Origin of the sequence: Streptomyces griseiscabiei (assembly GCF_020010925.1) — a bacterium.
GTDB classification, from domain to species: domain Bacteria; phylum Actinomycetota; class Actinomycetes; order Streptomycetales; family Streptomycetaceae; genus Streptomyces; species Streptomyces griseiscabiei.
Window position 1 is genome coordinate 2,781,633 of the sequence record NZ_JAGJBZ010000001.1, and the last position, 25,025, is coordinate 2,806,657.

At 72.3% G+C, this 25,025-nt stretch carries 22 protein-coding genes and 1 riboswitch; of the genes, 6 read left to right on the forward strand and 16 right to left on the reverse strand.

The window, feature by feature from the left end; genetic code table 11:
- Positions 1 to 89: 89 nt before the first annotated feature.
- Positions 90 to 220, reverse strand: a riboswitch (FMN riboswitch).
- Positions 221 to 581: 361 nt separating this feature from the next.
- The gene (locus J8M51_RS12030) at positions 582 to 1,472 is read left to right on the forward strand and encodes an RNA polymerase sigma-70 factor (RefSeq protein WP_086760065.1); all 891 of its coding nucleotides are present in this window, start codon (positions 582 to 584) and stop codon (positions 1,470 to 1,472) included.
- A 72-nt stretch (positions 1,473 to 1,544) separates the two neighbouring features.
- Positions 1,545 to 2,312: an SDR family oxidoreductase gene (locus J8M51_RS12035; RefSeq protein WP_267299156.1), complete on the forward strand. Its 768-nt coding sequence runs from the start codon at positions 1,545 to 1,547 to the stop codon at positions 2,310 to 2,312.
- A 4-nt stretch (positions 2,313 to 2,316) separates the two neighbouring features.
- On the opposite strand, the gene J8M51_RS12040 is transcribed toward J8M51_RS12035, so the two are convergent.
- A complete protein-coding gene (locus tag J8M51_RS12040; RefSeq protein WP_267299157.1) occupies positions 2,317 to 3,570 on the reverse strand; it encodes an ROK family transcriptional regulator in 1,254 nt (417 codons plus the stop codon).
- Between the two features lie 180 nt (positions 3,571 to 3,750).
- On the opposite strand from J8M51_RS12040, the gene J8M51_RS12045 reads away from it, so the two are divergent.
- Positions 3,751 to 4,962, forward strand: a complete 1,212-nt coding sequence (locus J8M51_RS12045; protein ID WP_086753232.1) for an MFS transporter — start codon at positions 3,751 to 3,753, stop codon at positions 4,960 to 4,962.
- A 49-nt stretch (positions 4,963 to 5,011) separates the two neighbouring features.
- Here J8M51_RS12045 and J8M51_RS12050 read toward each other — a convergent pair whose 3' ends face one another.
- Positions 5,012 to 6,250 carry a glycoside hydrolase family 6 protein gene (locus J8M51_RS12050; protein WP_398855937.1) on the reverse strand — a complete coding sequence of 413 codons (1,239 nt, stop codon included), beginning with the start codon at positions 6,248 to 6,250 and terminating at the stop codon, positions 5,012 to 5,014.
- 139 nt (positions 6,251 to 6,389) lie between these two features.
- Between J8M51_RS12050 and J8M51_RS12055 the strand changes: the two genes are divergently transcribed.
- Together J8M51_RS12055 and J8M51_RS12060 are read left to right on the forward strand one after the other, a co-directional pair.
- The gene (locus tag J8M51_RS12055; protein WP_086753230.1) at positions 6,390 to 7,085 is read left to right on the forward strand and encodes a DUF5995 family protein; all 696 of its coding nucleotides are present in this window, start codon (positions 6,390 to 6,392) and stop codon (positions 7,083 to 7,085) included.
- A 103-nt stretch (positions 7,086 to 7,188) separates the two neighbouring features.
- Positions 7,189 to 8,115: an LLM class F420-dependent oxidoreductase gene (locus tag J8M51_RS12060; RefSeq protein WP_086753228.1), complete on the forward strand. Its 927-nt coding sequence runs from the start codon at positions 7,189 to 7,191 to the stop codon at positions 8,113 to 8,115.
- Positions 8,116 to 8,131: 16 nt separating this feature from the next.
- Here the strand turns inward: J8M51_RS12060 and J8M51_RS12065 are convergent, their stop codons facing one another.
- The 8 genes from J8M51_RS12065 to J8M51_RS12100 form a co-directional block, all read right to left on the reverse strand.
- Positions 8,132 to 9,844: a flavin monoamine oxidase family protein gene (locus tag J8M51_RS12065; RefSeq protein ID WP_086753226.1), complete on the reverse strand. Its 1,713-nt coding sequence runs from the start codon at positions 9,842 to 9,844 to the stop codon at positions 8,132 to 8,134.
- Positions 9,845 to 9,884: 40 nt separating this feature from the next.
- A complete protein-coding gene (locus J8M51_RS12070) occupies positions 9,885 to 10,673 on the reverse strand; it encodes a carbon-nitrogen hydrolase family protein (RefSeq protein WP_086753224.1) in 789 nt (262 codons plus the stop codon).
- 102 nt (positions 10,674 to 10,775) lie between these two features.
- Positions 10,776 to 12,035: an MFS transporter gene (locus J8M51_RS12075; protein ID WP_216587632.1), complete on the reverse strand. Its 1,260-nt coding sequence runs from the start codon at positions 12,033 to 12,035 to the stop codon at positions 10,776 to 10,778.
- 145 nt (positions 12,036 to 12,180) lie between these two features.
- Positions 12,181 to 13,677, reverse strand: a complete 1,497-nt coding sequence (locus tag J8M51_RS12080; RefSeq protein ID WP_086760815.1) for an HAD-IA family hydrolase — start codon at positions 13,675 to 13,677, stop codon at positions 12,181 to 12,183.
- A gap of 78 nt (positions 13,678 to 13,755) precedes the next feature.
- Entirely contained in the window at positions 13,756 to 14,838 is a 1,083-nt protein-coding gene (locus tag J8M51_RS12085) for an ABC transporter ATP-binding protein (RefSeq protein ID WP_086760817.1), read from the reverse strand.
- A gap of 3 nt (positions 14,839 to 14,841) precedes the next feature.
- On the reverse strand, positions 14,842 to 15,690 hold the full coding sequence (locus J8M51_RS12090) for an ABC transporter permease (protein WP_086760819.1): 849 nt from the start codon (positions 15,688 to 15,690) through the stop codon (positions 14,842 to 14,844).
- Positions 15,678 to 16,580 (reverse strand): ABC transporter permease, encoded by a 903-nt coding sequence (locus J8M51_RS12095; RefSeq protein ID WP_086760821.1) that lies wholly within the window; start codon positions 16,578 to 16,580, stop codon positions 15,678 to 15,680. The genes J8M51_RS12090 and J8M51_RS12095 overlap by 13 nt, the downstream gene beginning before the upstream one ends.
- Positions 16,577 to 17,731 (reverse strand): ABC transporter substrate-binding protein, encoded by a 1,155-nt coding sequence (locus J8M51_RS12100; RefSeq protein WP_216587636.1) that lies wholly within the window; start codon positions 17,729 to 17,731, stop codon positions 16,577 to 16,579. Before J8M51_RS12100 ends, J8M51_RS12095 begins: the two co-directional genes overlap by 4 nt.
- Before the next feature lie 226 nt (positions 17,732 to 17,957).
- On the opposite strand from J8M51_RS12100, the gene J8M51_RS12105 reads away from it, so the two are divergent.
- Entirely contained in the window at positions 17,958 to 18,698 is a 741-nt protein-coding gene (locus J8M51_RS12105; RefSeq protein WP_086760389.1) for a GntR family transcriptional regulator, read from the forward strand.
- A gap of 93 nt (positions 18,699 to 18,791) precedes the next feature.
- On the opposite strand, the gene J8M51_RS12110 is transcribed toward J8M51_RS12105, so the two are convergent.
- The 6 genes from J8M51_RS12110 to rpe all read right to left on the reverse strand — a co-directional run bounded on the left by J8M51_RS12110 (position 18,792) and on the right by rpe (position 25,015).
- Positions 18,792 to 19,244, reverse strand: coding sequence for an Lrp/AsnC family transcriptional regulator (locus tag J8M51_RS12110; protein WP_045557267.1), 453 nt, complete (start codon positions 19,242 to 19,244; stop codon positions 18,792 to 18,794).
- A gap of 10 nt (positions 19,245 to 19,254) precedes the next feature.
- Positions 19,255 to 20,745 (reverse strand): amino acid permease, encoded by a 1,491-nt coding sequence (locus J8M51_RS12115; protein ID WP_086760392.1) that lies wholly within the window; start codon positions 20,743 to 20,745, stop codon positions 19,255 to 19,257.
- A 353-nt stretch (positions 20,746 to 21,098) separates the two neighbouring features.
- Positions 21,099 to 22,541 carry a GuaB1 family IMP dehydrogenase-related protein gene (locus tag J8M51_RS12120; protein WP_179203320.1) on the reverse strand — a complete coding sequence of 481 codons (1,443 nt, stop codon included), beginning with the start codon at positions 22,539 to 22,541 and terminating at the stop codon, positions 21,099 to 21,101.
- A 131-nt stretch (positions 22,542 to 22,672) separates the two neighbouring features.
- Positions 22,673 to 23,026: a barstar family protein gene (locus J8M51_RS12125; RefSeq protein ID WP_086760396.1), complete on the reverse strand. Its 354-nt coding sequence runs from the start codon at positions 23,024 to 23,026 to the stop codon at positions 22,673 to 22,675.
- 120 nt (positions 23,027 to 23,146) lie between these two features.
- On the reverse strand, positions 23,147 to 24,172 hold the full coding sequence (locus tag J8M51_RS12130; RefSeq protein ID WP_086760397.1) for a sugar-binding transcriptional regulator: 1,026 nt from the start codon (positions 24,170 to 24,172) through the stop codon (positions 23,147 to 23,149).
- Between the two features lie 156 nt (positions 24,173 to 24,328).
- The gene (gene rpe / locus J8M51_RS12135; RefSeq protein WP_086760399.1) at positions 24,329 to 25,015 is read right to left on the reverse strand and encodes a ribulose-phosphate 3-epimerase; all 687 of its coding nucleotides are present in this window, start codon (positions 25,013 to 25,015) and stop codon (positions 24,329 to 24,331) included.
- Positions 25,016 to 25,025: the final 10 nt, after the last annotated feature.

Consider the following 25,025-nt stretch of genomic DNA (forward strand, 5'->3'; position numbering starts at 1 on the left):
ACAGCGGCACAGGGAGCGACGCCGTGTGTGGACCCACCTCTGTCGAGGTAGGCCGAAAACAGACGGCGGCGCGCACGAATGCCCGCCCGCCGCGCACTGCCTCCCATCCGGACTTTAACCGTCGGTCCAGGAATTCCACCTGGTCAACCGGTCGCTGGAAGCGACCGGGTCGCGGACTATAACCGCCGGTTCGGACTTTCACCGACCCCGGAGTGCGCTGCTTCTGGTACATGGCCAGTGTGCCACGCCCGGTCGGCACCCATGCGGGTGAGCACTGTGGGGTGGCTCACAGAGCGTGTCCCTGGACTTCCCCGGCGGGCGCCGACCTCTTTCGGCTATCACTGACCAAGGGTCAACTTCCGCAGCGGTGGACCCACTCGAACGGGTAAGGACCATTGACCAGCTTGGTCTAGTCCTTTTAAAGTCTGCGGTCGCGGTACCCGCCTCGAACGGCCCGGCGGCGGTGACGACGGCCCTTGCCCCGTCGCCGGGTCCCACCTCCGTGTCCGCGGTGACCACCGGGAGGGCGCGGACGGGCCCTCCGAGCGTGCGCGGGCGGGCTCTCTGGGAGGGTGGGAGGCGTGACGACCACCACCACCGCCGACGAGTTCGAAGCACACCGACCCCGCCTGTTCGGCCTGGCCTACCGCATGCTGGGCTCCGCCGCCGACGCCGAGGACGCCGTACAGGACGTGTATCTGCGCTTCAGCGGCGCGGACCGTACGGTCATCGAGCAGCCCGCGGCCTGGCTCGCGAAGGCCGTCACCAATCTCTGTCTGACCCGGCTGACCTCCGCTCGGGCCCGCCGGGAGCGGTACACGGGGACCTGGCTGCCGGAGCCGGTCCTCACCGGCGACGGCACCCTCGGCCCGCTGGAGTCGGCCGAGCAGCGCGACGCGGTCTCCCTGGCGCTCCTGGTGCTGCTGGAGCGGCTCACCCCGACCGAGCGGGCCGTGTACGTGCTGCGGGAGGCCTTCGCGTACAGCTACCGGGAGATCTCGGGCGTCCTGGATCTGACCGAGGCCAACTGCCGTCAGCTGCACCGGCGGGCGACGGCCCGGCTGGAGGTGCCCGAGGCCCGGTTCGAGCCGACGCCGGAGCGGCGGTCGGGGCTGGTGGAGTCCTTCCTCGCGGCGGCCCAGGAGGGGGACATGGCCGGACTGGAGAAGATCCTCGCCGAGGACGTGGTCTGGTGGTCCGACGGCGGTGGCAAGGTCAGCGCGGCGGTGCGGCCCGTCGAGGGACGCGAGAAGGTGCTGCGGCTGCTGGTCGGGGGCTGGGGGAAGTGGGCGGACGGCCTGGACTTCTCCCTGGCCGAGGTCAACGGCTCCCCCGCGCTGCTCGCCCGGTCCGGGGACACGCTCGCGTTCACCGTGTCCTTCGCGTTCCGGGGCGGTGTCGTCACGGACGTGCGGGCCGTGCTGAATCCGGACAAGCTGGAGTTCGCGGGACGGCAGCTGACCGACGCGTGACCGGACGGGCGCGCCGGCGGCCGTAGGGCGACTCCGGCCGGGAGCGTCGGGGTGTACGAAGGGCGGGACAGCATGAGCACGATCCTGGTGACCGGTGGCACCGGCGTCCTCGGCCGGCCCCTCACCGAGCGGCTGCGGGCCGCCGGGCACGAGGTGCGGGTGCTCAGCCGGCGCACCCAGCCGTACGCCGTCGATCTCGTCGCGGGCGGGAGCGGGCTGGACACGGCCGTGGCGGGGGTCGACACGATCGTGCACTGTGCGACGTCGCAGCACCGGGGTGACGACGAGCGGGCCGCGGCACATCTGATCGCGGCGGCGCGGCGGGCCGGGGTGCGGCACCTGGTCTACATCTCGATCGTCGGGGTGGACCGGGTGCCGTACGGCTACTACCGGTCCAAGCTGGCCGTCGAGCGGCTGGTCGAGGGGTCGGGGCTGGGGTGGACGATCCTGCGCGCGACCCAGTTCCACGACCTCCTCGTGCTGCTCTTCCAGACCCTCGCCAAGCCGCCGGTCATGATGCTTCCCGCCGGGGTGAGCGATCAGCCCGTCGCCGTCACCGAGGTCGCGGCGCGGCTGGCGGAGCTGGCCTCGGGCGCCCCCGCCGGCCGCGTCGAGGACCTCGGCGGCCCCGAGGTCCTCACCCTCCCCCAGCTGGCCCGCGCCTACCTGGCCGCCACCGGCCGCCGCCGTCCCCTGCTGAACGTCCCCCTGTTCGGCAGGGCGTACCAGGCCTTCAGGGCCGGGCACCATCTCGCTCCGGGGCGGGCCGTGGGGAGGGGGACGTTCGGGGAGTACGTGGGGGAGCGGTTCGGGGAGGTGCGGGAGAAGGGGAAAGGGTGACCCCTTAGCGCGCGGGCGGTGCGAACAGCTCGTCCTGTGCCGCGTCCCTGGCCATGAGCAGCGCGCCGCGCAGTACGGCGGCTCCGCCCAGGCCACTGGCCCGGACCTCGGTGGGCAGCGGCGACATGGCCGCCAGCCGCGCCCCCACCCGGACGGCGAACTCCTCGCCACCGGCCTGCCCGACCTCACCCCCGAGCACCACGCGACCGGGGTCCAGTACGGCCACGACCGAGGCGGCGCCCACGGCCACACGGTCGGCGAGGGCGTCGAGGAAGCGGGCCTCGGGCGCCGCCGAGGCGTGGGATCCGTCCGCCGGTGTCACGCCCGGGGCGGCCGTCGACGCGGCTGAGGCGGCGGTCGGCAGCCCGGCCGCCGCCGCTCGTACCAGCGTCGCCGCGTGCGGTTCGCTCGGGGTGGCCTCGGCCGTGATGCCGTGGGCGGTGGCCAGGGCGGTCACCGCCGCCGCGCCGGCGAGGGAGTGGAAGCCGCCCTCGCAGTCGGTGGCCGAGGGGACCGTGGGCGTGCCCGGGACCGGGAGGAAGCCGATCTCGCCGGTACCGCCGGAGGCGCCCCGGCGGAGGTGACCGTCGAGGACGACGGCGGCGCCGGTGCCGAGGCCGAGCCAGAGGAGGACGAAGGTGTCGCGGTCGCGGGCGGCGCCGTCCCGCTGTTCGGCAAGGGCGGCCAGGTTGGTCTCGTTCTCGACGAGGACGCGGGCGCCGAGCCGTTCGCCGAGCGCGGCCGCCAGGCGGCGGTGCCACTCGGGGAGGCCACTGGAGTTCCGGAGTTCACCCGTGGCCGGGTCGATCAGGCCGGGCGCGCCGATCGCCACCGTGTGCAGCCGGTCGGCGCCCGCCTCCTTCGCGGCCCGCTCCACCAGGGTGACCGCCTGCTCGACCGCGGGGCCGGTGCCGGTGTCGTCCGCGATCGGGACGGACGCCCTCGCCAGCTCCGTACCGACCAGGTCGGCGACGACGACCGTGACGCCCTCGGTGCGCACATCGAGCGCGGCGAGGTGCGCGCGGTCCGCGACGATGCCGTGGAGGCGGGCGTTGGGCCCGCGCCGCTGTTCCCCGGACTCCCCCACGACCTCGATCAGCCCGGCGGCCGTGAGGCGCTCCACGAGGTCGGCGACCGTCGGCCGGGACAGACCCGTGAGCCGCTTCAACTGCCCGGCCGTCAGCGGTCCTTCCTGCTGCAGCAGCCGCAGGGCGAGCCGGTCGTTGATGGCTCGGGCGGTGCTGGGTGATGCGGGCATGCCGGGATCCTTCCAGATCGGCGCCGCCGTACGGGCGTGGGGCCTCGGGCTCAGGCTCTCTTTCTATCAGGCAGGGTTCCTGATAGTTTACGGCGTCGTGACGGGGGCGGGGTGGGCCGAGCCCCTCGGGGAACCGGGAATCCGAGACCCCCTCGGGGCCCGACATCAGGGAGGCGGAGAATGAGTGCGGTGGTCTACGAGCAGCGCGAGGTGAGGCGGGCACGGTACGCCGTGGCGGCCGTGTTCGCCGTGCACGGCGCCGTCACCGGCTCGTTCGCGACCCGCGTGCCGTGGATCGCGGACCACTCCGGGGTCAGCGCGGGTCAGCTGGGCCTGGCTCTGGCGTTCCCGGCGATCGGCGCGTCCCTGGCCATGCCGCTCGCGGGCCGGATCAGCCACCGTTTCGGGGCCCGTGCCGCGCTGCGCGGGCTGCTGTCGATGTGGACGCTCGCGCTGATCCTTCCGTCGCTGGCGCCGAACCTCTGGACGCTCTGCTTCGCCCTGTTCGTCTACGGCGCCTCGGCCGGTATGGCGGACGTCGCCATGAACGCGCTCGGCGTGGAGGTCGAGAGCCGCCTCGGCAAGTCGATCATGTCCGGTCTGCACGGCATGTGGAGCGCGGGCGCCCTCGTCGGCTCGGCGGCCGGCACCCTCGCCGCCCATCTGGGCTCGGACGCCCGGCTGCACCACGCGCTCGCGGCGGCCGTGCTCACCGCCCTCGGCCTCGTCTCCTGCCAGTGGGTGCTGGATCTGCGGCCCACCGAGGACGAGGAGCCGCCGCCCCGGTTCGCACTGCCGCCGAAGTCGGCGCTGCTGATCGGCGCGGTCGGGTTCTGCGCGGTGTTCGCGGAGGGGGCGGCACTGGACTGGTCGGCGGTCTATCTGCGGGACCAGTTGGAGACGTCGGCCGGGCTGGCGGCGGCGTGCACCACCGGCTTCATGCTGACCATGGCGGTGGCCCGGCTCGCGGGCGACGCGGTGGTGAACCGCTTCGGCTCGGTCCGTACCGTGCGGGCGAGCGGGGTCCTGGCCGCGCTCGGCGGGGTCCTCATCGTCGTCGCGGAGCAGCCGGCGGTCGCGATGGCCGGGTTCGCGCTGATGGGCCTCGGTATCGCGGTCGTCGTACCGCTCTGCTTCGCCGCCGCCGGCCGCAGCGGGCCGAACCCCAGTCTGGCCATCGCGGGCGTCGCGACCATCACGTACACCTCCGGGCTGGTGGCGCCGAGCGCGATCGGCGGTCTGGCCCAGCTGACCAGCCTGGTGGTGTCGTTCGGCCTGGTGACCGTGCTGGCGTGCGGTCTGGTCGCCTTCGCGGGCGTGCTGCGCACCAGCGACCGGGACCGCCCGCGGGTGACCCGGACGGACCTGCCCGTTCCGGACCCGAAGCCCTGACGACCCGAAGCCCTGACACGGCCGGGCCGCTCCTCGTCGCCCGGCCGGCTCACCCCCGCGCCAGCTCGTACGCGTACCCCGGTGAGAAGGCCCCCGCGCTCCCCCGGCACCCGTCGGACTCGCCCGGCAGTTTCACCCACAGGTAGGCGTCGATGCGGGACTCTCCGGTGCCGAGGGTCGGTGGGCGGCCGAGGCCGCGGCCGGCGGGGTCGCACCACTCGCCGTCGGCCGGGGCTCCGTTGCCGTTGCGGCTGGTGTCGATGACGGCGCCGAGACCCGCGGGGCCGCCGAGCGCGTCGAGGACCCGGCGGTCGTAGGCGACCTCGGCCTCGGTGCGGTTGAAGTTGGAGACATTGCTGAAGACGCCGTCGGAGCCGTCCGGCGAGGCGGCGCCCGCGCGGCGGAGGAGAGCGGCCTGCTCGGCGGGGGTGTTCCATTCCGAGTGCCCGGCGTCGTAGTAGACGCGGGCGTCGCGGTTGGCCGCCTTGATGACGCGGCCCGCGCGGGCGAGCGAGGCGAAGCGGTCGGCTCGGGCGTCGGCGGAGAGGCAGTCCGACTGGGCGATCGCGTCCGGCTCCAGGATCACGATGACGTCGTCCGAGCCGAGCCCGGCGGCGAACGCGTCGATCCAGGTGTCGTAGGCGGTGAGGCTCGGCGCCCCGCCCTGCGAGGCCCCTCCGCAGTCGCGGTCGGGGATCGCGTACGCCACGAGGACGGGCACCTGGTCCCGCGCCGCGCCCCCGGAGGCGACCGCCGCGACCCGGGAGGTGGTGGTGGCCGGGTTGGGGTCGGTGAACCAGACGGCGGCCGGCCGGTCCGCGATCCCCGTCTCGATGGCGGTGCCGCGCGGGTCGTCCGGGTGGTCCCGGACCCAGTCGAGGACCTGCGATTCCGGGTGGCGGTACAGCTCACCGGGCTCGGCCCCGGGCCCGGTCCCCGGCGCCGTCCGCCGTTCGGTCCGCTCCGCCGAGGGCCGTACCCCGGCCGTCCTGGAGGGTTCGAACACCTCCGACCGGGAGGGCGGGACGGCCGACGGCGAGGGCGAGCCCGGCGTGGGCCCGGTGGGCCCGCCCCGGTCCGACGGGTCCGACGGGAGTCCCGTCGAGCGGCTGGTCAACGGACGGGCCTCGTCCGCGGCGCCTCGCTCGCCGCCCATCGCGGCCACCATCCCGGTGACGGTTCCGACGACGGCCACGACCGATGCCGCCGCCAGCAGGGCGCCGCGCCTCGCCGCCCGCCTGCGCTCGGCCCGGCGTGCGGCCAGACGCTGGGCGCGTAAGCCTGACACGTGGTGCTCCCCCTCTGCTCCCCGGGCCGCGCTCCTTCGGCTTCCCGGTCCCCTCCCGCCGGTCCCGCGTTACCCCGTTCCGGGGACGCGTCGGGCACGGCGGCACCGGCATCAGCGTAGGACTGGGACCCTGCCCCCTATGGCGCAGTTGGAACATTTCACCAATTCTGTGGACTCGTCCACCGAGTCAGTGGACACGGTCGTCTCCCGTATGCGCGCCATCGACGCGCTCCTGCCGGACGGGGACGGGATCGCCGTCTTCAACCGTGTCTATCTGACCGTCACGGAGGACATCGACCGGCGGCTGGACGCCGGTCACTTCCCGGACGCCGAGGCCGCGATCACCCTGGACGTGCTCTTCGCCGAGCGGTATCTGCGGGTCGCCGAGGGCGGTGGCGCGCCCGCCTGCTGGCGGCCCCTGCTGCAGTTCCGGCGCCATCCCGGGGTACGGCCGCTGCAGTTCGCCCTCTGCGGCATCAATGCGCACATCGGGCACGATCTCGCGCTGGCCGTCGTGGACACCTGTCGTACGCTCGGCTGCGAACCGGCCGATCTGGAGGACGAGTTCGAGCATGTGGGCGATGTCCTCGTGTCGCTGGAGGAACGTATCCGCGAGGAGTTGATGCCGGGTCCCGATCTCCTCCAGATCGCCGATCCGCTGACGCATCTGCTCAGCGCGTGGAGCCTGGAGCGCGCCCGTGAGGCCACGTGGTCCTCCGCCCGCGCGCTGTGGGCGCTGCGCGGACTGCCCGCTCTCGCCGAGGAGTTCGCCCGCCATCTGGACGCGGCGGTGGGGCTGACGGGCCGCATGCTGCTGACGCCCCTGCCCGAGTGACGCCTCCGCCCGGCCGCCCCTCTCCGGCCGAGCCGCCTGCCGTACTCCCGTGTGAACGTATTACGTTCGACTTGAGAAGATCCCTCGCAGAGGAGCACACGGCATGGCGTTACGGCTCGGGCTCGCCCTTCCCCAGATGCGGCAGTACGACATCGGAAAGGACGTGCCCGACGTGGCGCGGGCGGCCGAGGACATCGGCTACGACAGCCTGTGGGTCTTCGAACGGGCCCTGTTCCCGGAACCACCGTCGCAGGGTCTGTACGGCCTGGAGGGGCTGCCCTGGCCGGACCACTACCGGCATGTGGCCGAGCCGCTCGTCACGCTCACCCTGGCCGCGGCGGTCACCGAGCGGGCCCGGCTGGGCACCAGCCTGATCGCCCCGCTGCACGTGCCGTTCCAACTCGCCAAGTCGCTCGCCTCGTTGGACGCGGCGAGCGGCGGCCGGGTGGTCGCGGGCCTCGGCACCGGCTGGTCCCTCGACGAGTACGCGGCGGCGGCCGTCCGGCCCTTCGAGGAGCGCGGCCAGGTGCTGGAGGAGCTGATCGGGGTCTGCCGCGCGGTCTGGGGCCCGGACCCGGTGTCGTACGACGGCAGGATCACGAAGATCACGTCCGCCGTGGTCGGCCCCAAGCCCCGCCGGCCGATCCCCATCCTGCTGTCGGGGTCCACCGCGCGCGCCCGGCGGCGGCTCGTCGACCACGCCGACGGCTGGCTGCCGGTCGGGCTGGGCGTCGACGAACTGGCCGCCCAGTGGCGTCAGTTGCGCGCTCTGGCCGCCGAGCGCCGCCGTATCGGACCGCTGCGCTCGGTGCTGCGGGTCAACGTCCAGTACCAGACCAAGCCCTACGAGGGCACCGACCGCCACCCCTTCCAGGGCAACGCGGAGCAGCTCGCCGAGGATCTCGCCTCCCATGCCGCGATCGGCCTCGACGAGATCTTCCTCGACCTGCAGTACGGCCTGCGGGACGCCGGCGAACTCAAGGACGTGGCCGCCGAGGTGTACGCCGCGGCACGGGCGGCCGGAGTGTAGGCGACTTCAACTCGCCCTAGTCCTCCGGGAGTTCGACGGGCGCGATCTCGTCGTAGACGTCCCCGGGGCCGGGGTTGGTCGCGTCCGTGGCGCCGCCGAAGTGGTGCATGACGCCCCAGACCGCGTTGAGCGCGGTCTGGATCGCGCCCTCGGCCCAGCCCGCCGTCCAGGAGATGTCGTCGCCGGCGAGGAAGATGCCCCGCTTGTCCTCGGGCAGCCGGTCCTGCATGAAGTGGGTGAACAGGCGGCGCTGGTAGCGGTAGTGGCCGGGCAGGTTGGCCTTGAACGCGCCCATGAAGTAGGGCTCGTTCTCCCAGGAGACGGTCACCGGGCTGCCGATGATGTGGCTGCGGATGTCGACCTTGGGGTAGATCTCGCCGAGCGACTTCAGCATGACCTCCATCCGCTCGTTCGCGGACAGCGGCAGCCACTTGAGGCTGTCGTCGCACCAGGTGTAGGAGAGGCAGATGACGGCCGGCTTGTCCGGGCCGTCGTCGAGGAGGTACGTCCCGCGCGTCATCCGGTCGGTGAGCGTCATCGACATCACGTCCCGCCCGGTCGGGTCTCCCTTGTCGTCGACGGCCTTGTCGAGCCAGAACGGCCGGTCGACGGGGACGAAGAGCTTGCTGGACTCCATGTAGTGGGTGCGCTCGATGGCGGTCCAGTGGTCGATCGGGAAGAGCGAGTCGTCGCAGGCGATCTTCGACAGCAGCATCCAGGACTGGGCGGTGAAGACCGCCGCCTGGTACGTACGGATGTCACCGGCGGCGTCCGTCACGGTGATCCGGTTGCCGGCGGTCCGGTGCAGCCGGGTCACGGCGGGCCGGGGCTCGCCCAGGGCGTGCAGGGACTTCAGGGAGGTCCCGTACGGCCAGTGCACGATCTTCTCCGGCTCGCGCTCCCACAGCCGCAGCGGGAGCTGCTGGCTGCCGCCGACGATGCCGCGGTGGTGGTCGTCGGCCTCGGTGTAGACGACCCGCAGGATCTCCAGGATGGAATTGGGGAAGTCGGTGTCCCAGCCGCCCGTGCCGAAGCCGACCTGCCCGAAGATCTCGCGGTGCCGGAAGGACTTGAAGGCCTCGGAGTCACACAGGAAGCCGTAGAAGGTCTGGTTGTCGAGCCGCTCGACGAGCTTCGCCCAGATCTCCCGGATGCGGGGCACGTCCCGCTCGCGCAGGGCCCGGTTCATGTCGGAGAAGTCGGCGCCCTCTTCGAGACAGGCGTTCCAGGCGGCGGCGACGTCCCGGTAGACCTGCGGCAGGTCGTCGATCGTCTCGGCGTAGTGGGACTCGCCCTTGAGGTCGACGACGGTCGAGGGCGTCGTCTCGGCGAGGGGGTTCGGGAAGGGCCTGGTCTCCAGGCCCGCCAGGTCGATGTAGTGCTGGAGCGCGGTGGAGGACGGCGGGAACCGCATCGCCCCCATCTCGGCGGTGAGCGCCGGATCGCACCCCTCGAACCCGACGGTCCGCAGCCGCCCGCCGATCCGGTCGGCCTCGTACACGACCGGCTTGAGCCCCATCTTCATCAGCTCGTACGCCGCCACGATGCCGGACAGACCGCCGCCGATCACCGCGACCTCGGTGCCGTGCTCGGTCGCCGGTATCTGGCCGAGGCCCGCCGGGTGGGCGAGGAAGTCGTCGTACGCGTACGGGAAGTCCGGACCGAACATGGTGATCGGCGGCTGCTGCTCGTCTGCGTGCTCGATGGCGTTGGGCACGGTGGACGTCATGGGGTACGGACTCCTTGCGAAAGCTGAGGGGGAGGGAGGTTCAGACGAGGGACCGGTAGAGGCCGGGGCGCCGGTCCTGGAGGTACGGGTTCGTCTCGCGTGAGGCGGCGAGGAAGGCGGGGTCGACCTCGGCGAGGACGAGTTCCTCGTCGCGTCCGGCGCGGGTGCGGGCGACGCCGTCGGGCCCGGCCAGCGTGGACAGTCCGACGAACTCGAACTCCCCCTCGTGGCCGGTCCGGTTGACGTAGGCGACGTACATCTGGTTCTCGAAGGCCCGCACCGGGATCATCGACTCGGCGACGAACTGGAACGGATGCATCTGGGCCGTCGGCACGAGGAGCAGGTCGGTGCCGGCGAGGGCGTGGGCGCGGACGTTCTCCGGGAACTCCACGTCGTAGCAGATCAGGAGGCCGACGCGGAGCCCGCCCAGTTCGGCCTGGACGACGGACCGCTCGCCGGGGGTGAAGTGGTCGCGTTCGAAGCAGCCGAAGAGATGGGTCTTGCGGTAGTTCGCCAGCCGGACGCCCTCGGCGGAGACGAGCTGCGCCGAGTTGAAGACCGCGGCACCGTCGCGCTCGGGGTACCCGTAGGCGATCGCGACCCCGTGCCGCCCGGCGATCTCGGCGACCGCGTCGGCCGAGTCCCCGTCGGCCGCCTCGGCGATCCGCGCGATGTCGTCGCCGATCGCGTACCCGGTCAGGAACATCTCCGGCGCCACCAGCAGCCCGGCTCCGGCCGCCGCGGCCCGCGCCGCCGCCTCGTCGAGCACCTTGAGGTTCCCGACGACCGAGCCGGGCAGACCGGAGCTCTGGAGCAGGGCGGTACGCATGCGTGATCCTCACCGGGACAAAGGGGGTTCGGGGGCCACATGAACGGTACGGTCGTCGCGCCGACCCGGACAAGCGGCCGCCATTGCGCACCGACGAACGATTCATTGCGTGCGGCCGGGCCCGCACGACGATTCGTTGCGCGCCGGGCGAAGGGTGTCATCCGCGCCCCTCCGCACCACCAGCACCGCCGCCGTCACCAGATACGGCACGGCGAACACGGCGAACACGACCCCGTGCGCGAAGGACGCCCCGATCGTGGCGTACAGGGCGAACACGGCGACGGTCGCCGTCTCGGTCCCCATGCTCGCCACGGACGTGAGCGTCGCCCGCCGGGCCCCCTCGATCCGGTCCTGCAACCGCGCGTCGGCGAGCACATTGACCAGCTGGAAGCCACCGAAGGCGACGGCGACGAGCCCGATCCCGGCCGGCGTCCCCATCAGCGCCCCCACGGCCAGCGCGCACGCCGACCCCGCCAGCACCACCCCCAGCCCGGCGGCGCGCAACCGCTCCGCCGCCCCGGTCAGCAGGCTGCCGATCGCCGGCCCCACCCAGATCAGCAGCAGCAGATACGGCACCGTCCGCTCAGCCACCCCGGTGTCCCGGGCCAGCAGCGGCGTGTACTCGTCGAGCGCGCCCCACACGGCGCCCACGGCGGGGACGAGCAGCATCGCGCCCCGGATCGACCGGTCCCGGCGCACCTCGGCGAGCCCGGCGCGCAGCGTGGCGAGGGTGGAGGCCGCCGCGTCCTCGCCCGGGGCCACGGGCTCGCGGTGCTCGGGGAAGCGGACGGCGACCAGCGAGGTCAGCACACAGACGAGCACGCTGGCCGCGCCCACGGCCGGATAGCCGCCGAGGTCGAGGACCGGCCCCGCCAGCCCCATCGCCGCCATCACGGCGACCATGCCGACCGCCTGGGCCCGGCCGTTGATCCGGGCGTACCGGTCGGCCGCGCCGAGCCGGTCCAGCTCGTCGTAGACCAGCGCCTCCAGCGCCCCGGAGCCGAGTGCGCCGCGCACGCCCCAGAGCACGAAACCGAGGGCGAACGCCCAGTACGACGGGACGATCACCCACAGGGCGAAGCCGGCGGCGGTGAGCAGCGGCCCCACCCACAGCAGCAGCCGCCGGGAGACGGTGTCGGCCCAGGCACCGGAGGGCACCTCCAGCACGATCCCGGTGATCGACCACAGGGCGAACAGCGAGGAGATCTGCCAGATGGACAGTCCGGTGTCGCTGAACAGCAGCGCGTACACCGGGTAGAGCAGGACGAAGTCGTCGAGGAACGCGTAACCGTACAGCGTGGCCGTGAGCCGTCGGACACCACTGGTCCGGACACCGGGCACGCGCGCGGGTGAGAGAGTCATGAGGCCTTCCCGAGGGGGCGGATCGGACGTCGGGGACACGACGTCCGAGGCGGTCCTCGGGCGGCACGGCTGGTGGATCAATGTCGCCAGGTCATGGCACCGATGCTAGCCGGGGCAACCCGTCCGGCCCAGCGGAATACGGGGATCAGTCCCGGACGTGGGCCGGTACCGGCGCGAACGTGGTGATCACCGCGGCGTGGTCGGACGGCCAGTCGTTGTCCTCCACCTCCGGCCAGGGGCGGGGCGTGCCGCTGACACAGGTCCGGGAGTCGAGGACCGCGAGGCCCCGGTGCAGGACGAAGTCGATGCGGTCCTGCGGCTCGGGCCGGCCGCTGCCGTCCTCGTGTTCGGCGTGGACCGGCGACCAGGTGTGACCGGGCTCCCGCACCGGGTCGGGGTGGGCCTCGCGGTAGGAGTCGCGCAGGCCGCTCGCCTCGGCGGCCCTGGTCACCGGCCAGTCGACGTCCGGCCGGTCGAGGTGCGAGGGGCTGTTGAAATCGCCGACGAGCACGACCGGCACGGCGGGCACGCTGCCGTCGATCCGGCGCAGGCAGTCCCGCAGCTGGGCGAGCCGCACCTCCTCGTGGGCGATCAGCTCGGCGGCGGGCAGCCCGTCGAAGGCGGCCTCGTAGGGCCCGTACGGCGTGTAGTCCAGGTGGACGGTCCAGATGTCCACCTCACCGCCGGAGTCCGTCCGGATCCGTACGCCCGCCGCGCCGTAGAACCCGACGTCCGGGTCGCCGAGGCGGGCCGTGATCGGGTGGCGGCTGATGATGCCGAGGTTGTCGCCGGCCCGGTGGTGGTACCAGCCGAGGGCGTCGGCGAGTTCCTGGGCGGCGGTGCCGTACGTCTCCTGGAGGCCGACCACGTCGACGCCGGTCTCGGTGATGACCTTGAGCTGCTTGGCCCGGTGGTCGCGGACCTTGGTGCCGCCGTGCCAGAGGTTCCAGGTCATCACCCGCAGCGGCGCCCCGTCGGGGGCGGGTCCCTCGCCGGCGACCAGGCGGCGCAGGCTCGCCGGGGTCACGTCCTCCAGGCTCTCCCGTACGGTCCGGCCCGGGGCCTCGTCGATGGGCGCGAGCGAGGGCACGGCCAGCACCGCGCAGCCCGCCGCCTCGGCGGAGGTGACACCGGTCCGGGTGTCCTCGACGGCCACACAGGCGGCGGGGTCGACGCCGAGGGCCCGGCAGGCGGCGAGGTAGGGGTCGGGGGCGGGCTTGGTGTGCTCGGTGTCGTCGGCGGTGACGGAGACGGCGAACAGGTCGCGGCCGAGGACGTCGAGGACGGTGTCGGCGACGGCGCGGGGGGACGCGGTGACCAGGGCGGTGGGGACGCCCTCGCGGGCCAGCGCCCGCAGCAGCTCCAGCGCGCCGGGCCGGGGCACGATCCCGGTGCGGACCCGGTCGGCGAACTCCCGGTGCAGTGCGGCGGCCAGGGTCTCGTCGGAGGCGTCCGTGACGGCGGCGAGCCAGGCTGCGGTGTGCTCGACCGGGCGGCCCAGGACGTCCGGCTGGTCGGCCTCGGTCAGCGCGTGCCCGAGGCCGGCGGCCACCTCGTCCACCGCCTCCCACCAGAGCCGCTCGGTGTCGACGAGCGTGCCGTCCATGTCGAACAGGGCGGCCTGGAGCGGGGGTCGGGACACGGGTTTCCCTTTCCGTGGGGGGTGCGGGGATGTCGGGTGCCGCCCGGCGGTGGGAGCCGGGCGAACGGGGGCGGACGGTCAGCGGGGGGCGCGCTCGGCGACCAGCACGGGCCGTTCCGGGAGGCTCACGGTCACCGCCGCTCCCGCGCCGAGCGTCGCCGCCTCGTGCGTGGGCAGGTCGGCCTTGACCTCGGTGCCGTCGGCGAGCCGTACGGTGAGGCGGGTGGCGGCGCCCAGGAACGCGGTGGCGACCAGCCGGGCCTGACCGGTGGCGTCCGCCCGTACCTCGACCGCCTCCGGCCGCACCAGCACGTCCACCTCGGCGGCGGTGGGCGCCGGCCCGTCCACGGGCAGCCGCCGGCCCAGCACCTCGACCGTGGTGCCGTCCAGCCGTCCCGGGATCCGGCTCATCGTGCCGACGAACTCGGCGACGAAGGCGGTGGCCGGGCGGCCGTACAACTCGACGGGTGTCGCGCACTGTTCGAGCCGTCCGGCGCGCATCACGGCGACCCGGTCGGCCATGGACAGCGCCTCCTCCTGGTCATGCGTGACGAAGAGGGTGGTGATGCCGAGCTCCCGCTGGAGCCGGCGGATCTCCTCGCGGAGGGTGAGCCGTACCTTGGCGTCCAGGGCCGAGAGGGGTTCGTCGAGCAGCAGGACCCGGGGGCGCAGGGCGAGCGCGCGGGCGAGGGCGACGCGCTGCTGCTGGCCGCCGGAGAGCTGATGGGGGTACTGGGGACCCTTGTCGGCGAGGCCCACCAGGTCGAGCAACTCGGCGGCCCGGGACCGCCGTTCGACCGTGCGCACCTTGCGCATCCGCAGCCCGAAGGCCACGTTGTCGAGGGCGCTGAGGTGCGGGAAGAGGCTGTACGACTGGAAGACCATCCCGGCGTCGCGGCGGTGGGCCGGGACGCGGGTGACATCGGCCCCGTCGACCAGCACCTCGCCGGAGTCGGGGTGTTCGAAGCCGGCGAGCATCCGCAGCGCGGTGGTCTTGCCGCAGCCGGACGGGCCGAGCAGGGCGAGCAGTTCTCCGGGCCGGACGGTGAGGTCGAGTCCGTCGAGGGCGACGGTCGTACCGAACTCCCGGCGCAGACCCCGGAATTCGACGGTCGCGGCGGTGTCGGTGGCGGTTTTCGCGGGATTCTCAAGCACGGTCATGGTTCATCCCCGGGAGGCGGAAGCGGTTCGGGTACGGCCGCCGAAGGAGGCGAGCGCGAGGAGCATGGCCCAGGTGACGAGCAGGCTGAGCACCGAGACGGCGACGGAGAGCTGGGCCTGTGAGCCGCTGACGTTGACGATCCACACGGCGAACGGCCGGAAGCCGAGCAGCTGGGCCACGGTGAACTCGCCCAGCACCAGCGCCAGGGTGAGGAACGCGGAGTTGAGCAGCGCCCCGCGCAGATTGGGCAGCACGGCCCGCACCAGCGCCTGCGGCCAACTCGCCCCGCAGCTGCGGGCGGCCTCGACGAGGGTGCGTACGTCCATGGCGCGCAGCCCCGCGTCCAGCGCCCGGTACACGAAGGGCAGCGCCATCACGACGTAGGCGAGGACGAGCACCACGGGGAAGTCGGGGTTCTGGACCGCCACGAAGGTCTGGAACAGCGGGGTCCGGGAGAGGTGTTCGGGCCCCCACTTCAGCACGGTCCCGAGCCCGGCGACGAACGCGATCGGCGGCACCACCAGCGGCAGGGAGCACACCACCTCGACGACGGGCCGCAGCCGGGGCGCGCCGAGCCGCAGGGCGACCATGGCGGGCACCATCAGCAGCAGCACGACGGCGATGGTGGCGGCGGCCAGCTCCAGCGAGAGCAGCAGACTGGTGGTGAACCCGTCGGTGCCGAGGATCTGCCCGTAGGCGGCGAAGGTGATCCCCTCCCCCGGCACATCGACGGTGAAGATCACGGAGGCGGCGAGCGGGACGAGGAAGTACAGCCCGGCGCAGACGAGGACGAGCGGGCGCCAGAGAGCCGTCCGGCGCGGGGCCGGGCGTACCGCGTTCAGGCCAGCCATCGCGCACTCCGTCGTTGCAGGGGCAGGTAGACGGCCATGACCAGTCCGGCGATCAGGACCATGTCGAGGCTGAGGGCGAGCGCCACGTTCTCCTGGCCGACGAGGACGTTGCCGGAGATGGCGTCGGCGATCTGCAGGGTGACCAGCGGGATCGAGCTGCCGACCATGGCCGCGGCGGTGGCGTACGCGGCGAAGGCGCTGCCGAAGAGCAGGACGAGCCCGCCGAGCAGCGAGGGGGCGAGCACGGGCAGGGCGACATGCACCCAGTACTGGAGGCCGGTGGCGCCGTTGTTCCGGGCTGCCTCCCGCCACTGGACGCGCAGTCCGTCGAGGGCGGGGGTGATGGTGAGGACCATCAGCGGGATCAGGAAGTACAGATAGACGATGACCAGTCCCCAGAAGCTGTAGAGGTCCCAGCCCTTGTCGGTCAGCCCGAACTGCCGGGTGAGGACGCCCGCGTTGCCGAGGGTGGCGACGAACGCGAAGGCGAGCGGGACGCCGCCGAAGTTGGCGAGCACCCCGGACGCGGTGAGGACGGCCTCGCGCAGCGCCGGGAAGCGGGAGGTCACCACGGCCTGGGCGAGCGGCAGCCCCAGGAGGGCCGCGAGCCCGGCCGAGACGGCGGACAGCTTCACACTGCCGAGGAGGGCGGTGAGGTAGGCCCCCTGCACGGAGGCGGTCATGTTCGCCGTGGTGTACGAGGTGGCGCCGGTGGCCGGGTCCTTGACGGTGAAGGCGCCGTTCAGCATGGCGACGGCGGGCAGTCCGAAGGCGACCGCCACGAAGGCCAGCAGCGGGAGCACGGCGAGCCAGCCGCCGGGGCGGGGCCGCCGCTTCGGGGAAGCGGCGGCCACCGGTCGTGGGTCGGCCTCGGTGACGACGGCGGTCACCCGGAGACCGCCTTGGCCCAGCCCTGGCCGAGCACGTCCTTGGCCTTGGTCTGCTGGTCCTCGGTCGGGAACTCGGGGGTGCCGGACACCTTCGGCAGCTTGGCCGCGGCCGTCGCGTCCAGCGTGCCGGCCTTCTCCATGGCGGGCATCAGGGCCGGTCGGGCGTACCCGGCGAGCCACAGGTTCTGTCCCTCGGCGCTGTAGAGGTACTCCTGCCAGAGGCGGGCGGCGGCCGGATGGGGCGCGTCCTTGTTGATGGCCTGGGAGTAGTACTGCGAGAACTTGCCGTCCTCGGGGACGACGACCTTCCAGTCGACGCCCTTGGACTTGAACTCGTCGGCGTACCCGGCGTTGAGGTAGTCCCAGTCGATGCTGATGGGCGTCTCGCCCTTCTCGACGGTGGCCGGGGTGGACTCGACGGGCGTGTAGTTGCCGTTCTTCTTCAGCTTGGCGAAGAAGTCGAGGCCGGGCTGGATGTCGTCGAAGGAGCCGCCGCTCGCCAGCGACGCCGCCCACACCCCGCCGAAGGCCGAACCGGACTTGGTGGGGTTGCCGTTGAGCGCGACCTGCCCCTTGTACTTCGGCTTCAGCAGGTCGGCGAAGGTCTCCGGGCACTCCTTGACCCGCTTGGCGTCGCAGCCGATGGATATGTAGCCGCCGTAGTCGTTGTACCACTGGCCCTTCGGGTCCTTCTGGCCCTCGGGGATGTCGCCGAACGCGGCCACCTTGTACGGCGCGAGCAGGCCCTGCTGGGCGGCGCTGATGGCGAAGGAGCTGCCGAGGTCGAGCACGTCGGGCGCCCGGTCCTGGCCCTTGCGGGAGGTGACGGCGTTGATCTCGTCCTGGCTGGCCCCGTCCGGGTTCTCGACCTCGATCTTGATCCCGTACTTCTTCTGGAACCCGTCGATCAGGGCTCCGTAGTTGGCCCAGTCGCGGGGCAGGGCGATCGCGTTGAGCTTGCCCTCCTTCTTGGCCGCCGTGACGAGGGCGTCCATCCCGCCGAAGTCCTTGGCCGAGGTCGCGGTGGCCGCGCTCTTGCCGGTGGTGGTGGTCGAGGTCTCGGGGGCGGCGCCACAGGCGCCGAGGGTGAGTGCGGCGGCGACGGCGAGGCCGCCGCCGAGAACGGCGGTTCTCGGCAGGAAGGGGGTCACTGGCTCTCCAGGGGTACGCGCAGGGACGATCTGGGTGGAGCACTTGTCCGAACAAGTTGGCCTCATTAGGTCCGCGCTTCATATCACGCACGTAAACTCCGGCGAAACACTCGTGCACGATTCCCTGTGCAATCAAAGGCCGTCCCCAGGATGCGGCGGCCCCTTCCCCGGCTGGTTAGGCTGGTCACGCTGTAGACAGTCGGAGTGCGGGACGGACGGAGGGGCCATGGCGGCGCGACACGAGGAGATCGCCGAGGCGCTGCGGCGCGCGATCGACCGTGAGGACTACACGGTGGGCAGCCTGCTGCCCCCGGAGACCGAACTCGCGGCCCGCTACGGCGTCTCGCGCGGCACCGTACGGCAGGCGGTGGCGACCCTGACCGCCGAGGGACTCATCGGCTCACGCCAGGGCGCCCGCCGGGTGGTCCTGGCCGGCCGCCGCAGCCAGAGCTTCGAGGAGCTGCGCAGTTTCGCCCAGTGGGCGCGCGCGATGGGCCGCGAGGCGACGGGCCGGATGATCACCCAGGAGTACCGGACCGCGACCGCCGAGGACCGGGTCCGTCTCCAACTCGACGCAGGCGCCCGGGTACTGCACGTGCTCCGGCTGCGCGGTCTCGACGGACAGCCGGTCCTGCTGGAGCGCACGGTCTACGCCGACTGGATCTCCCCGGCCGTCGAGCCCATCGAGGCGGACTGCCCGTCCGTCACCCAGCGTCTGCTCGACGACACCGGTCTGGTCTTCGCCTACGGCGAGCATGTCATCGACGCCGTGGGCGCCGGCGCCCGCGACGCCGAACTGCTGGCCGTACGCCGGACCAGCCCCCTCCTGCGCGTCCGCCGCGTCACCACCACCCGCGAGGGCCGCCCGGTGGAATGGTCCGACGACCGCTACCGCCCGGACGCGGTCACCTTCAGCGTCCACAACTCGATCGGCAACAACGCCCTGGCGAGAAAGACCGCGGAGTGACTCGAGACCCCGCGGCCGTTCAAGGGGCGCGGGGAACTGCGCGACAAGCCACGACGAACCCGCACCCGCCGACGAACGGAACCCCCCGAGCTCTCAGGCGGGCGACCCGGAAGAAAACCGCCGCAGCAGAGGCGAGAGAACGAGCACGGACTTCGTCCGCTCGACGAACGGCTCCCCCGCGATCCGCTCCAACACCCGCTCGAAGTGCCGCATATCAGAGGCGAACACCTGAACCACCGCGTCGGCCTCCCCGGTGACGGTCGACGCCGCCACCACCTCCTGGTACCGCTCCAGCCCCCGCTGGATCGTCTCCGGAGAGGTGTTCCGCCGGCAGTAGATCTCGACGAACCCCTCGGTCTCCCACCCGAGCGCGGCGGGATCCACCCGCACCGTGAACCCGGTGATCGCGCCGGTCGCCCGGAGCCGGTCCACCCGGCGTTTGACCGCGGGCGCGGACAGCCCGACGAGCTGGCCGATGTCGGAATAGGAGCGGCGGGCGTCCTCGGCGAGGGCGTGCACGATGCGTTCGTCGAGATCGTTCAGCACTGCGGGTGGATCACTTCTCTGGAGTCGCGACGGGGTTCGGGAGAGGGTCTGCGAGACGGGACCGGCGATAGCCGTAACTGAAGTAGAACACGAGCCCGGCGGCCATCCAGACCCCGAAGACGACCCAGGTGACGGTGTCGAGGCTGCCCATCATCCAGACGCAGAACGCGAATCCCAGCGCGGGCAGCACCGGCGACAACGGCACCCGGAACGTGCGCGGCATCTCCGGCCGGGTCCGCCGCAGCACCACGACGGCCACATTGACCAGCGCGAACGCGAAGAGCGTACCGATGCTCGTGGCGTCCGCGAGCTGCCCCAGCGGGATCGCGGCGGCGAGCACACCGCAGAACAGCGAGACGATCACGGTGTTGACGCGCGGCGTGCCCGTCTTCGGGTGTACCCGTGAGAACACCTTGGGCACGAGCCCGTCGCGGGACATGGCGAACAGGATGCGGGTCTGCCCGTACAGCACCGTCAGCACCACGCTGGCGATGGCGATGACGGCCCCGGCCGCCAGCAGCGTCCCCCAGAACGCGTCCCCGGTGACGTCCTCCATGATCCCGGCGAGCGCGGCCTCGGACTCGCCGAACCCCTCCCAGGGCCGCGCCCCGATCGCGACGGCGGCGACCAGGACGTACAGCGCGGTGACGATGACCAGCGACAGCATGATGGCGCGCGGCAGATCGCGCTGCGCGTTCTTCGCCTCCTCACCGGCGGTGGAGGCGGCGTCGAAGCCGATGTACGAGAAGAAGAGCGTGGCCCCGGCCGCGCTGACGCCGGCCATGCCGAGCGGCATGAAGTTCTCGTAGTTGCCGGACCGGAAGCCCTGGAGGCCGATGAGGCAGAAGAGCAGCAGGGCGGCGATCTTCACCACGACCATGACCGTGTTGGCCCGCGCGGACTCCCGGGCGCCGCCCAGCAGGAACGCCATCGCGAGCAGGACCACGATCAGCGCGGGCAGGTTGAAGATGCCCCCGTCGCCGGGCGGCGCGGAGAGCGCGGCCGGAATGGTCACGCCGAGGGTCCCGTCCAGCAGCTCGTTGAGGTACTCACCCCACCCCACGGCGACCGCCGACACCGACACCCCGTACTCCAGCACCAGACACCAGCCGCACACCCAGGCGACCAGCTCGCCCATCGTTGCGTACGCGTACGAGTACGAGGAGCCGGAGACCGGGATGGTGCCGGCCAGTTCCGCGTACGACAGGGCCGAGAACAGCGCGGTGAGACCGGCGATCACGAAGGAGAGGGTGACGGCGGGCCCGGCCTTGGGGACGGCCTCGCCGAGGACGACGAAGATGCCGGTGCCGAGCGTGGCACCGATGCTGATCATCGTCAGCTGCCACAGTCCGAGGGACCGCCGCAGCGCCCCTCCCTCGCCCTGGCCACCCTCCGCGACCAGGCGTTCCACGGGCTTGCGGCGCATCAGCCGCGCCCCGACGCCTCCGGAGGGCGGGGCGGGCCGATTCTCTCGCTGCGGGGGTGCGCCTTGGTCGAGCACGCGTGGCTCCTTCATCGCTGCCGGTCAGGGCGGGGTGAGGACCGACAGCACCGAACAGCAGGGGGCCACCGAGCAGGAGGTCCCCGCCACGCCACGTACAGCGCCTGACCCTATGGGTCAGAGGTTCACGAGCGTAATGCGGCAACCTTGCGCGCCGACGCAAGATCGTTGCGTTACTCCCGGGTGCGCGACGCTTCGTTGCACGGCCACTTGGAACAATTGCGCGCCACCGGCGGAGTCAGGGGCGCGGGGCTGCATCGGATGTGCGGCTCCGCCGTGTGAGCGCGACAAGCCACAACGAACCCGCATCCGCCAACGAACCGACCGCCCCGCGCTCAGGCGCCGCCCAAGCCCTAACTCCAGCTCGCGTGCAACGGCTTGCCCTCCGCATATCCCGCCGCGCTCTGGATCCCCACGACCGCCCGCTCCGCGAACTCCTCCAGCGACCCGGCCCCGGCGTACGTGCACGACGACCGCACTCCGGCGATGACCGAGTCGATCAGGTCCTCGACCCCCGGCCGCGCCGGATCGAGGTACATCCGCGACGTGGAGATGCCCTCCTCGAACAGCGCCTTGCGCGCCCGGTCGTAGGCCGACTCCTCGCTCGTACGGTTACGGACGGCCCGCGCCGACGCCATCCCGAACGACTCCTTGTACAGCCGCCCGCTCGCGTCCTGCTGAAGGTCCCCCGGCGACTCGTACGTCCCGGCGAACCAGGACCCGATCATCACGTTGGACGCGCCCGCCGCCAGTGCCATGGCGACATCGCGGGGGTGCCGTACGCCCCCGTCGGCCCACACGTGCTTGCCGTACTTCTTCGCCTCGGCCGCGCACTCCAGCACCGCGGAGAACTGCGGGCGTCCGACGCCGGTCATCATGCGGGTCGTGCACATGGCACCCGGCCCGACGCCGACCTTGATGATGTCCGCGCCGGCCTCGATCAGGTCCCGCACACCCTCCGCGGCGACGATGTTGCCGGCCACGAGGGGGACGTGGGGGTCGAGGTCGCGGACCTGCCTGATCGCGGTGATCATCGACTCCTGGTGGCCGTGCGCGGTGTCGATGACGAGCGTGTCGACGCCCGCGTCGAGCAGCTGCTTGGCCTTGCCCACGAAGTCGCCGTTGACGCCGACGGCGGCGGCGACCCGCAGCTTGCCGTTCCCGTCGACCGCGGGGCTGTACAGCGTGGCGCGGAGCGCGCCCCTGCGGGTCAGGATGCCCGCGAGACGGCCGTCCTTGTCGACGGCGGGCGCGTACCGGCGGTTGGCGGTGTCGAGGCGGTTGAAGGCCTCACGCGGGTCGATGTCGGCGTCGAGGAGCAACAGGTCCCGGGACATGACGACTTCGAGCTGGGTGAAGCGGTCGACCCCGCTGAGGTCCGCGTCGGTGACGACACCGACGGGCCGGAGCGCCTCGTCGACCACGACGCCCGCGTTGTGCGCGCGCTTCGGCAGCAGGGCCAGCGCGTCGGCGACCGTCTGGTGCGGGTTGAGCACGATCGGGGTGTCGAGGACGAGGTGCCGGCTCTTCACCCAGGAGATGACGTCGGTGACGACCTCGATCGGGATGTCCTGGGGGATGACCACCAGACCGCCGCGGCGGGCGACCGTCTCGGCCATCCGGCGGCCCGCGATGGCGGTCATGTTGGCGACGACCAGCGGGATGGTGGTGCCCGTGCCGTCGGGAGAGGACAGGTCCACGCCCTGCCGCGATCCGACGGCGCTACGGCTCGGGACCATGAAGACGTCGTCGTACGTCAGGTCGTACGGGGGCTGGATGTCATTGAGGAAACGCACGTGCCGCACATCCCGGTCGATCAGAGGTGACCCCCTGACAGGACCGCCAGGGGGAAGAGCACGTACCTCATTGTCCCATGTCGGCGGGTATGAGCGTCCCCGACGGATCATCCAGAGGGGCGGTGGGCCGCCTAGGAGGATCCTCCGAGCGCCAGCACGATCCGCAGCTCGACGCCGGTGAGGGCGCTGCGGCCGGAGGCGTCGGCGAACACCTCCCGCGCGATGCTCCAGTCGTTCGGCTCGGCCCCCGCGTACTCCTGCCAGCCGGTGACCTCGACCAGCCGCCCGCGTACGGGCGGGGCCCACGACAGGTCGGTGAGGCAGTCCGCGAGGGCGTCCCAGTTGCGGCCGAAGTAGTCGGGCAGGTCGAAGGCGCGGGTGCAGCGGTCCATGAAGGCGGGCTTGTCCGTGACGCCGGTCAGATCGAGCCCGATGTGCGCCCAGCCACCCGCGGCCAGCGCTTCGGCGAGTGTGCCGTCACCCATCGCAACACCGTCCTGTACGTGTCGTACCTGTCACCTGTCACCTGTCACCCGTCGCCGCGGTCGCCCGTCGCCGGCCGGGCCGTGCCCTGAGGGGCGCGTGGAGCGCCCCGTCAGGGCCCGTCAGGATCCGTCCGGGTCCGCCCGGTTGAGCGCCGGCCTGGGCGTCTGACCGGCCATCAGCAGATAGTCCGCCGCGGACGTGTCGGTGACGAGGCTGGTCACCAGCCCCGACCGCAGCACGGCGTCGATCGCCGCCGCCTTGCGCTGCCCGCCCGCGATCGCCACGACCTCGGGGATACGGCGGAGCTGGTCGGCCTTGACCGTGATGCACCGCTCGCCGAGGTCCCGCCCGACGCGGCGGCCGTCGGCGTCGAAGAGGTGCGCGGACATCTCGGCGGCGACCCCGAGGGAGGCGTAGTGGCTGCGCTCCTCGTCGCTGAGCATGTCGTGCACCGTGGAGATGCCCGCCTCCCAGGAGCCGATGGAGACACAGGCGACCGTGACCTTGTCGAAGTACTCGAAGGCCCGCGCGATCCCTGTCTGGTGGCGCAGCGCGGCGGCGGTGGCCGCGTCCGGCAGCAGCATGGGCGCGTAGATGGGGTGGGCGTCGCCGCCCGACACCTGCGCGGCCCGCCGTACCGCCTCGACCGAGCCGCGCTCGGCGGTCCCGGCGTCGTACACCCCTGTCAGCTGCACCACCGTGCAGGGCGGCAGCCGGTCGAGGGCCGCCGCCATGTGGATGGTGGAGCGGCCCCAGGCGAGGCCGAGGATGTCGCCCTCGGTGACCAGTTCGCCGAGCAGGTCCGCCGCGACCTCGCCGAGGTTCTCCGGGTCGGGCGACTCCTCGGCGTCGGCCGGGGACTCCACGACCACGGCGTGCCGGAGCCCGTACCGGGCGCGCAGCGCGTCGGAGCGCTCGGCGTCCAGTTCCGCGGGGACACGGATCTCGATGCGTACGAGATCCCGTTCGAGGGCGGTCTCCAGGACCCGGGCCACCTTGAAGCGGCTCACGCCGAACTCCTCGGCGATCTGGATCTTGGACTTGCCCTCTAGGTAGAAACGGCGTGCCATGGCCGCCGCCTGAACCAGCTCAGCGGGTCCCATCCGCATGGCTGACCGGCCCGCCGACATACCCGACACGGTCATCTCCTCACTGCTCTTTCACACATGGATACGCCGTTCATCCTTGCAGATCCGACGTTTTCGATCAGCCTGAAGGAACGCCGTTCACGTTCCCTTGGTTCTCTGGACGCACGACGTGCCCCGCTCGCCTCGGCGTTCGCACAGTCGTACCCCATTCGGTCAGTGGGCGCAGGCCCAGCCGGCGGTCGCCGTCACGGCGTCCGCCCGCGCCCGCAGCGCGCGTACGGCCTCGGCCGGGTCCTCCGCCCCGTACACCGCGGAACCGGCGACGAAGACGTCGGCGCCCGCCTCGGCGCAGCGCTCGATGGTGGAGGCGGCGACGCCGCCGTCGACCTGGAGCCACAGGTCGAGGCCGTGCTTGCTGATCAACTCGCGGGTCCGGCGGATCTTGGGGAGCATGATGTCGAGAAAGGCCTGGCCACCGAAGCCCGGTTCGACGGTCATGATCAGCACCATGTCGAGTTCGGGCAGCAGGTCCTCGTACGGCTCGATCGGCGTCGCGGGCCTGAGCGCCATGGAGGCCCGGGCGCCCTTGGCCCGGATCTCACGGGCGAGCCGCACCGGTGCGGCGGCCGCCTCGACATGGAAGGTGACGGAACCGGCACCCGCTTCCACGTACTGGGGCGCCCACCGATCAGGGGCCTCGATCATCAGATGACAGTCCAGCGGCGTCTCCGTCGCACGGGCCAGGGACTCTACGACCGGCACACCGAGCGTGAGGTTCGGGACGAAATGGTTGTCCATCACGTCTACATGGAGCCAGTCGGCGCCTTCGACCGCCTTCGCCTCGTCGGCGAGACGGGCGAAGTCGGCGGACAGGATGCTGGGGTTGATCTGCGCGGCCATGGGCCAAGCC

Coding starts and splice junctions, on each gene's coding strand:
- J8M51_RS12090 (WP_086760819.1), bottom strand. CDS start 15,690: ATGGCTGGCCTGAACGCGGTACGCCCGGCCCCGCGCCGGACGGCTCTC.
- J8M51_RS12045 (WP_086753232.1), top strand. CDS start 3,751: ATGAGTGCGGTGGTCTACGAGCAGCGCGAGGTGAGGCGGGCACGGTAC.
- J8M51_RS12035 (WP_267299156.1), top strand. CDS start 1,545: ATGAGCACGATCCTGGTGACCGGTGGCACCGGCGTCCTCGGCCGGCCC.
- rpe (WP_086760399.1), bottom strand. CDS start 25,015: ATGGCCGCGCAGATCAACCCCAGCATCCTGTCCGCCGACTTCGCCCGT.
- J8M51_RS12065 (WP_086753226.1), bottom strand. CDS start 9,844: ATGACGTCCACCGTGCCCAACGCCATCGAGCACGCAGACGAGCAGCAG.
- J8M51_RS12070 (WP_086753224.1), bottom strand. CDS start 10,673: ATGCGTACCGCCCTGCTCCAGAGCTCCGGTCTGCCCGGCTCGGTCGTC.
- J8M51_RS12130 (WP_086760397.1), bottom strand. CDS start 24,172: ATGACCGTGTCGGGTATGTCGGCGGGCCGGTCAGCCATGCGGATGGGA.
- J8M51_RS12085 (WP_086760817.1), bottom strand. CDS start 14,838: ATGACCGTGCTTGAGAATCCCGCGAAAACCGCCACCGACACCGCCGCG.
- J8M51_RS12060 (WP_086753228.1), top strand. CDS start 7,189: ATGGCGTTACGGCTCGGGCTCGCCCTTCCCCAGATGCGGCAGTACGAC.
- J8M51_RS12125 (WP_086760396.1), bottom strand. CDS start 23,026: ATGGGTGACGGCACACTCGCCGAAGCGCTGGCCGCGGGTGGCTGGGCG.
- J8M51_RS12075 (WP_216587632.1), bottom strand. CDS start 12,035: ATGACTCTCTCACCCGCGCGCGTGCCCGGTGTCCGGACCAGTGGTGTC.
- J8M51_RS12105 (WP_086760389.1), top strand. CDS start 17,958: ATGGCGGCGCGACACGAGGAGATCGCCGAGGCGCTGCGGCGCGCGATC.
- J8M51_RS12055 (WP_086753230.1), top strand. CDS start 6,390: ATGGCGCAGTTGGAACATTTCACCAATTCTGTGGACTCGTCCACCGAG.
- J8M51_RS12040 (WP_267299157.1), bottom strand. CDS start 3,570: ATGCCCGCATCACCCAGCACCGCCCGAGCCATCAACGACCGGCTCGCC.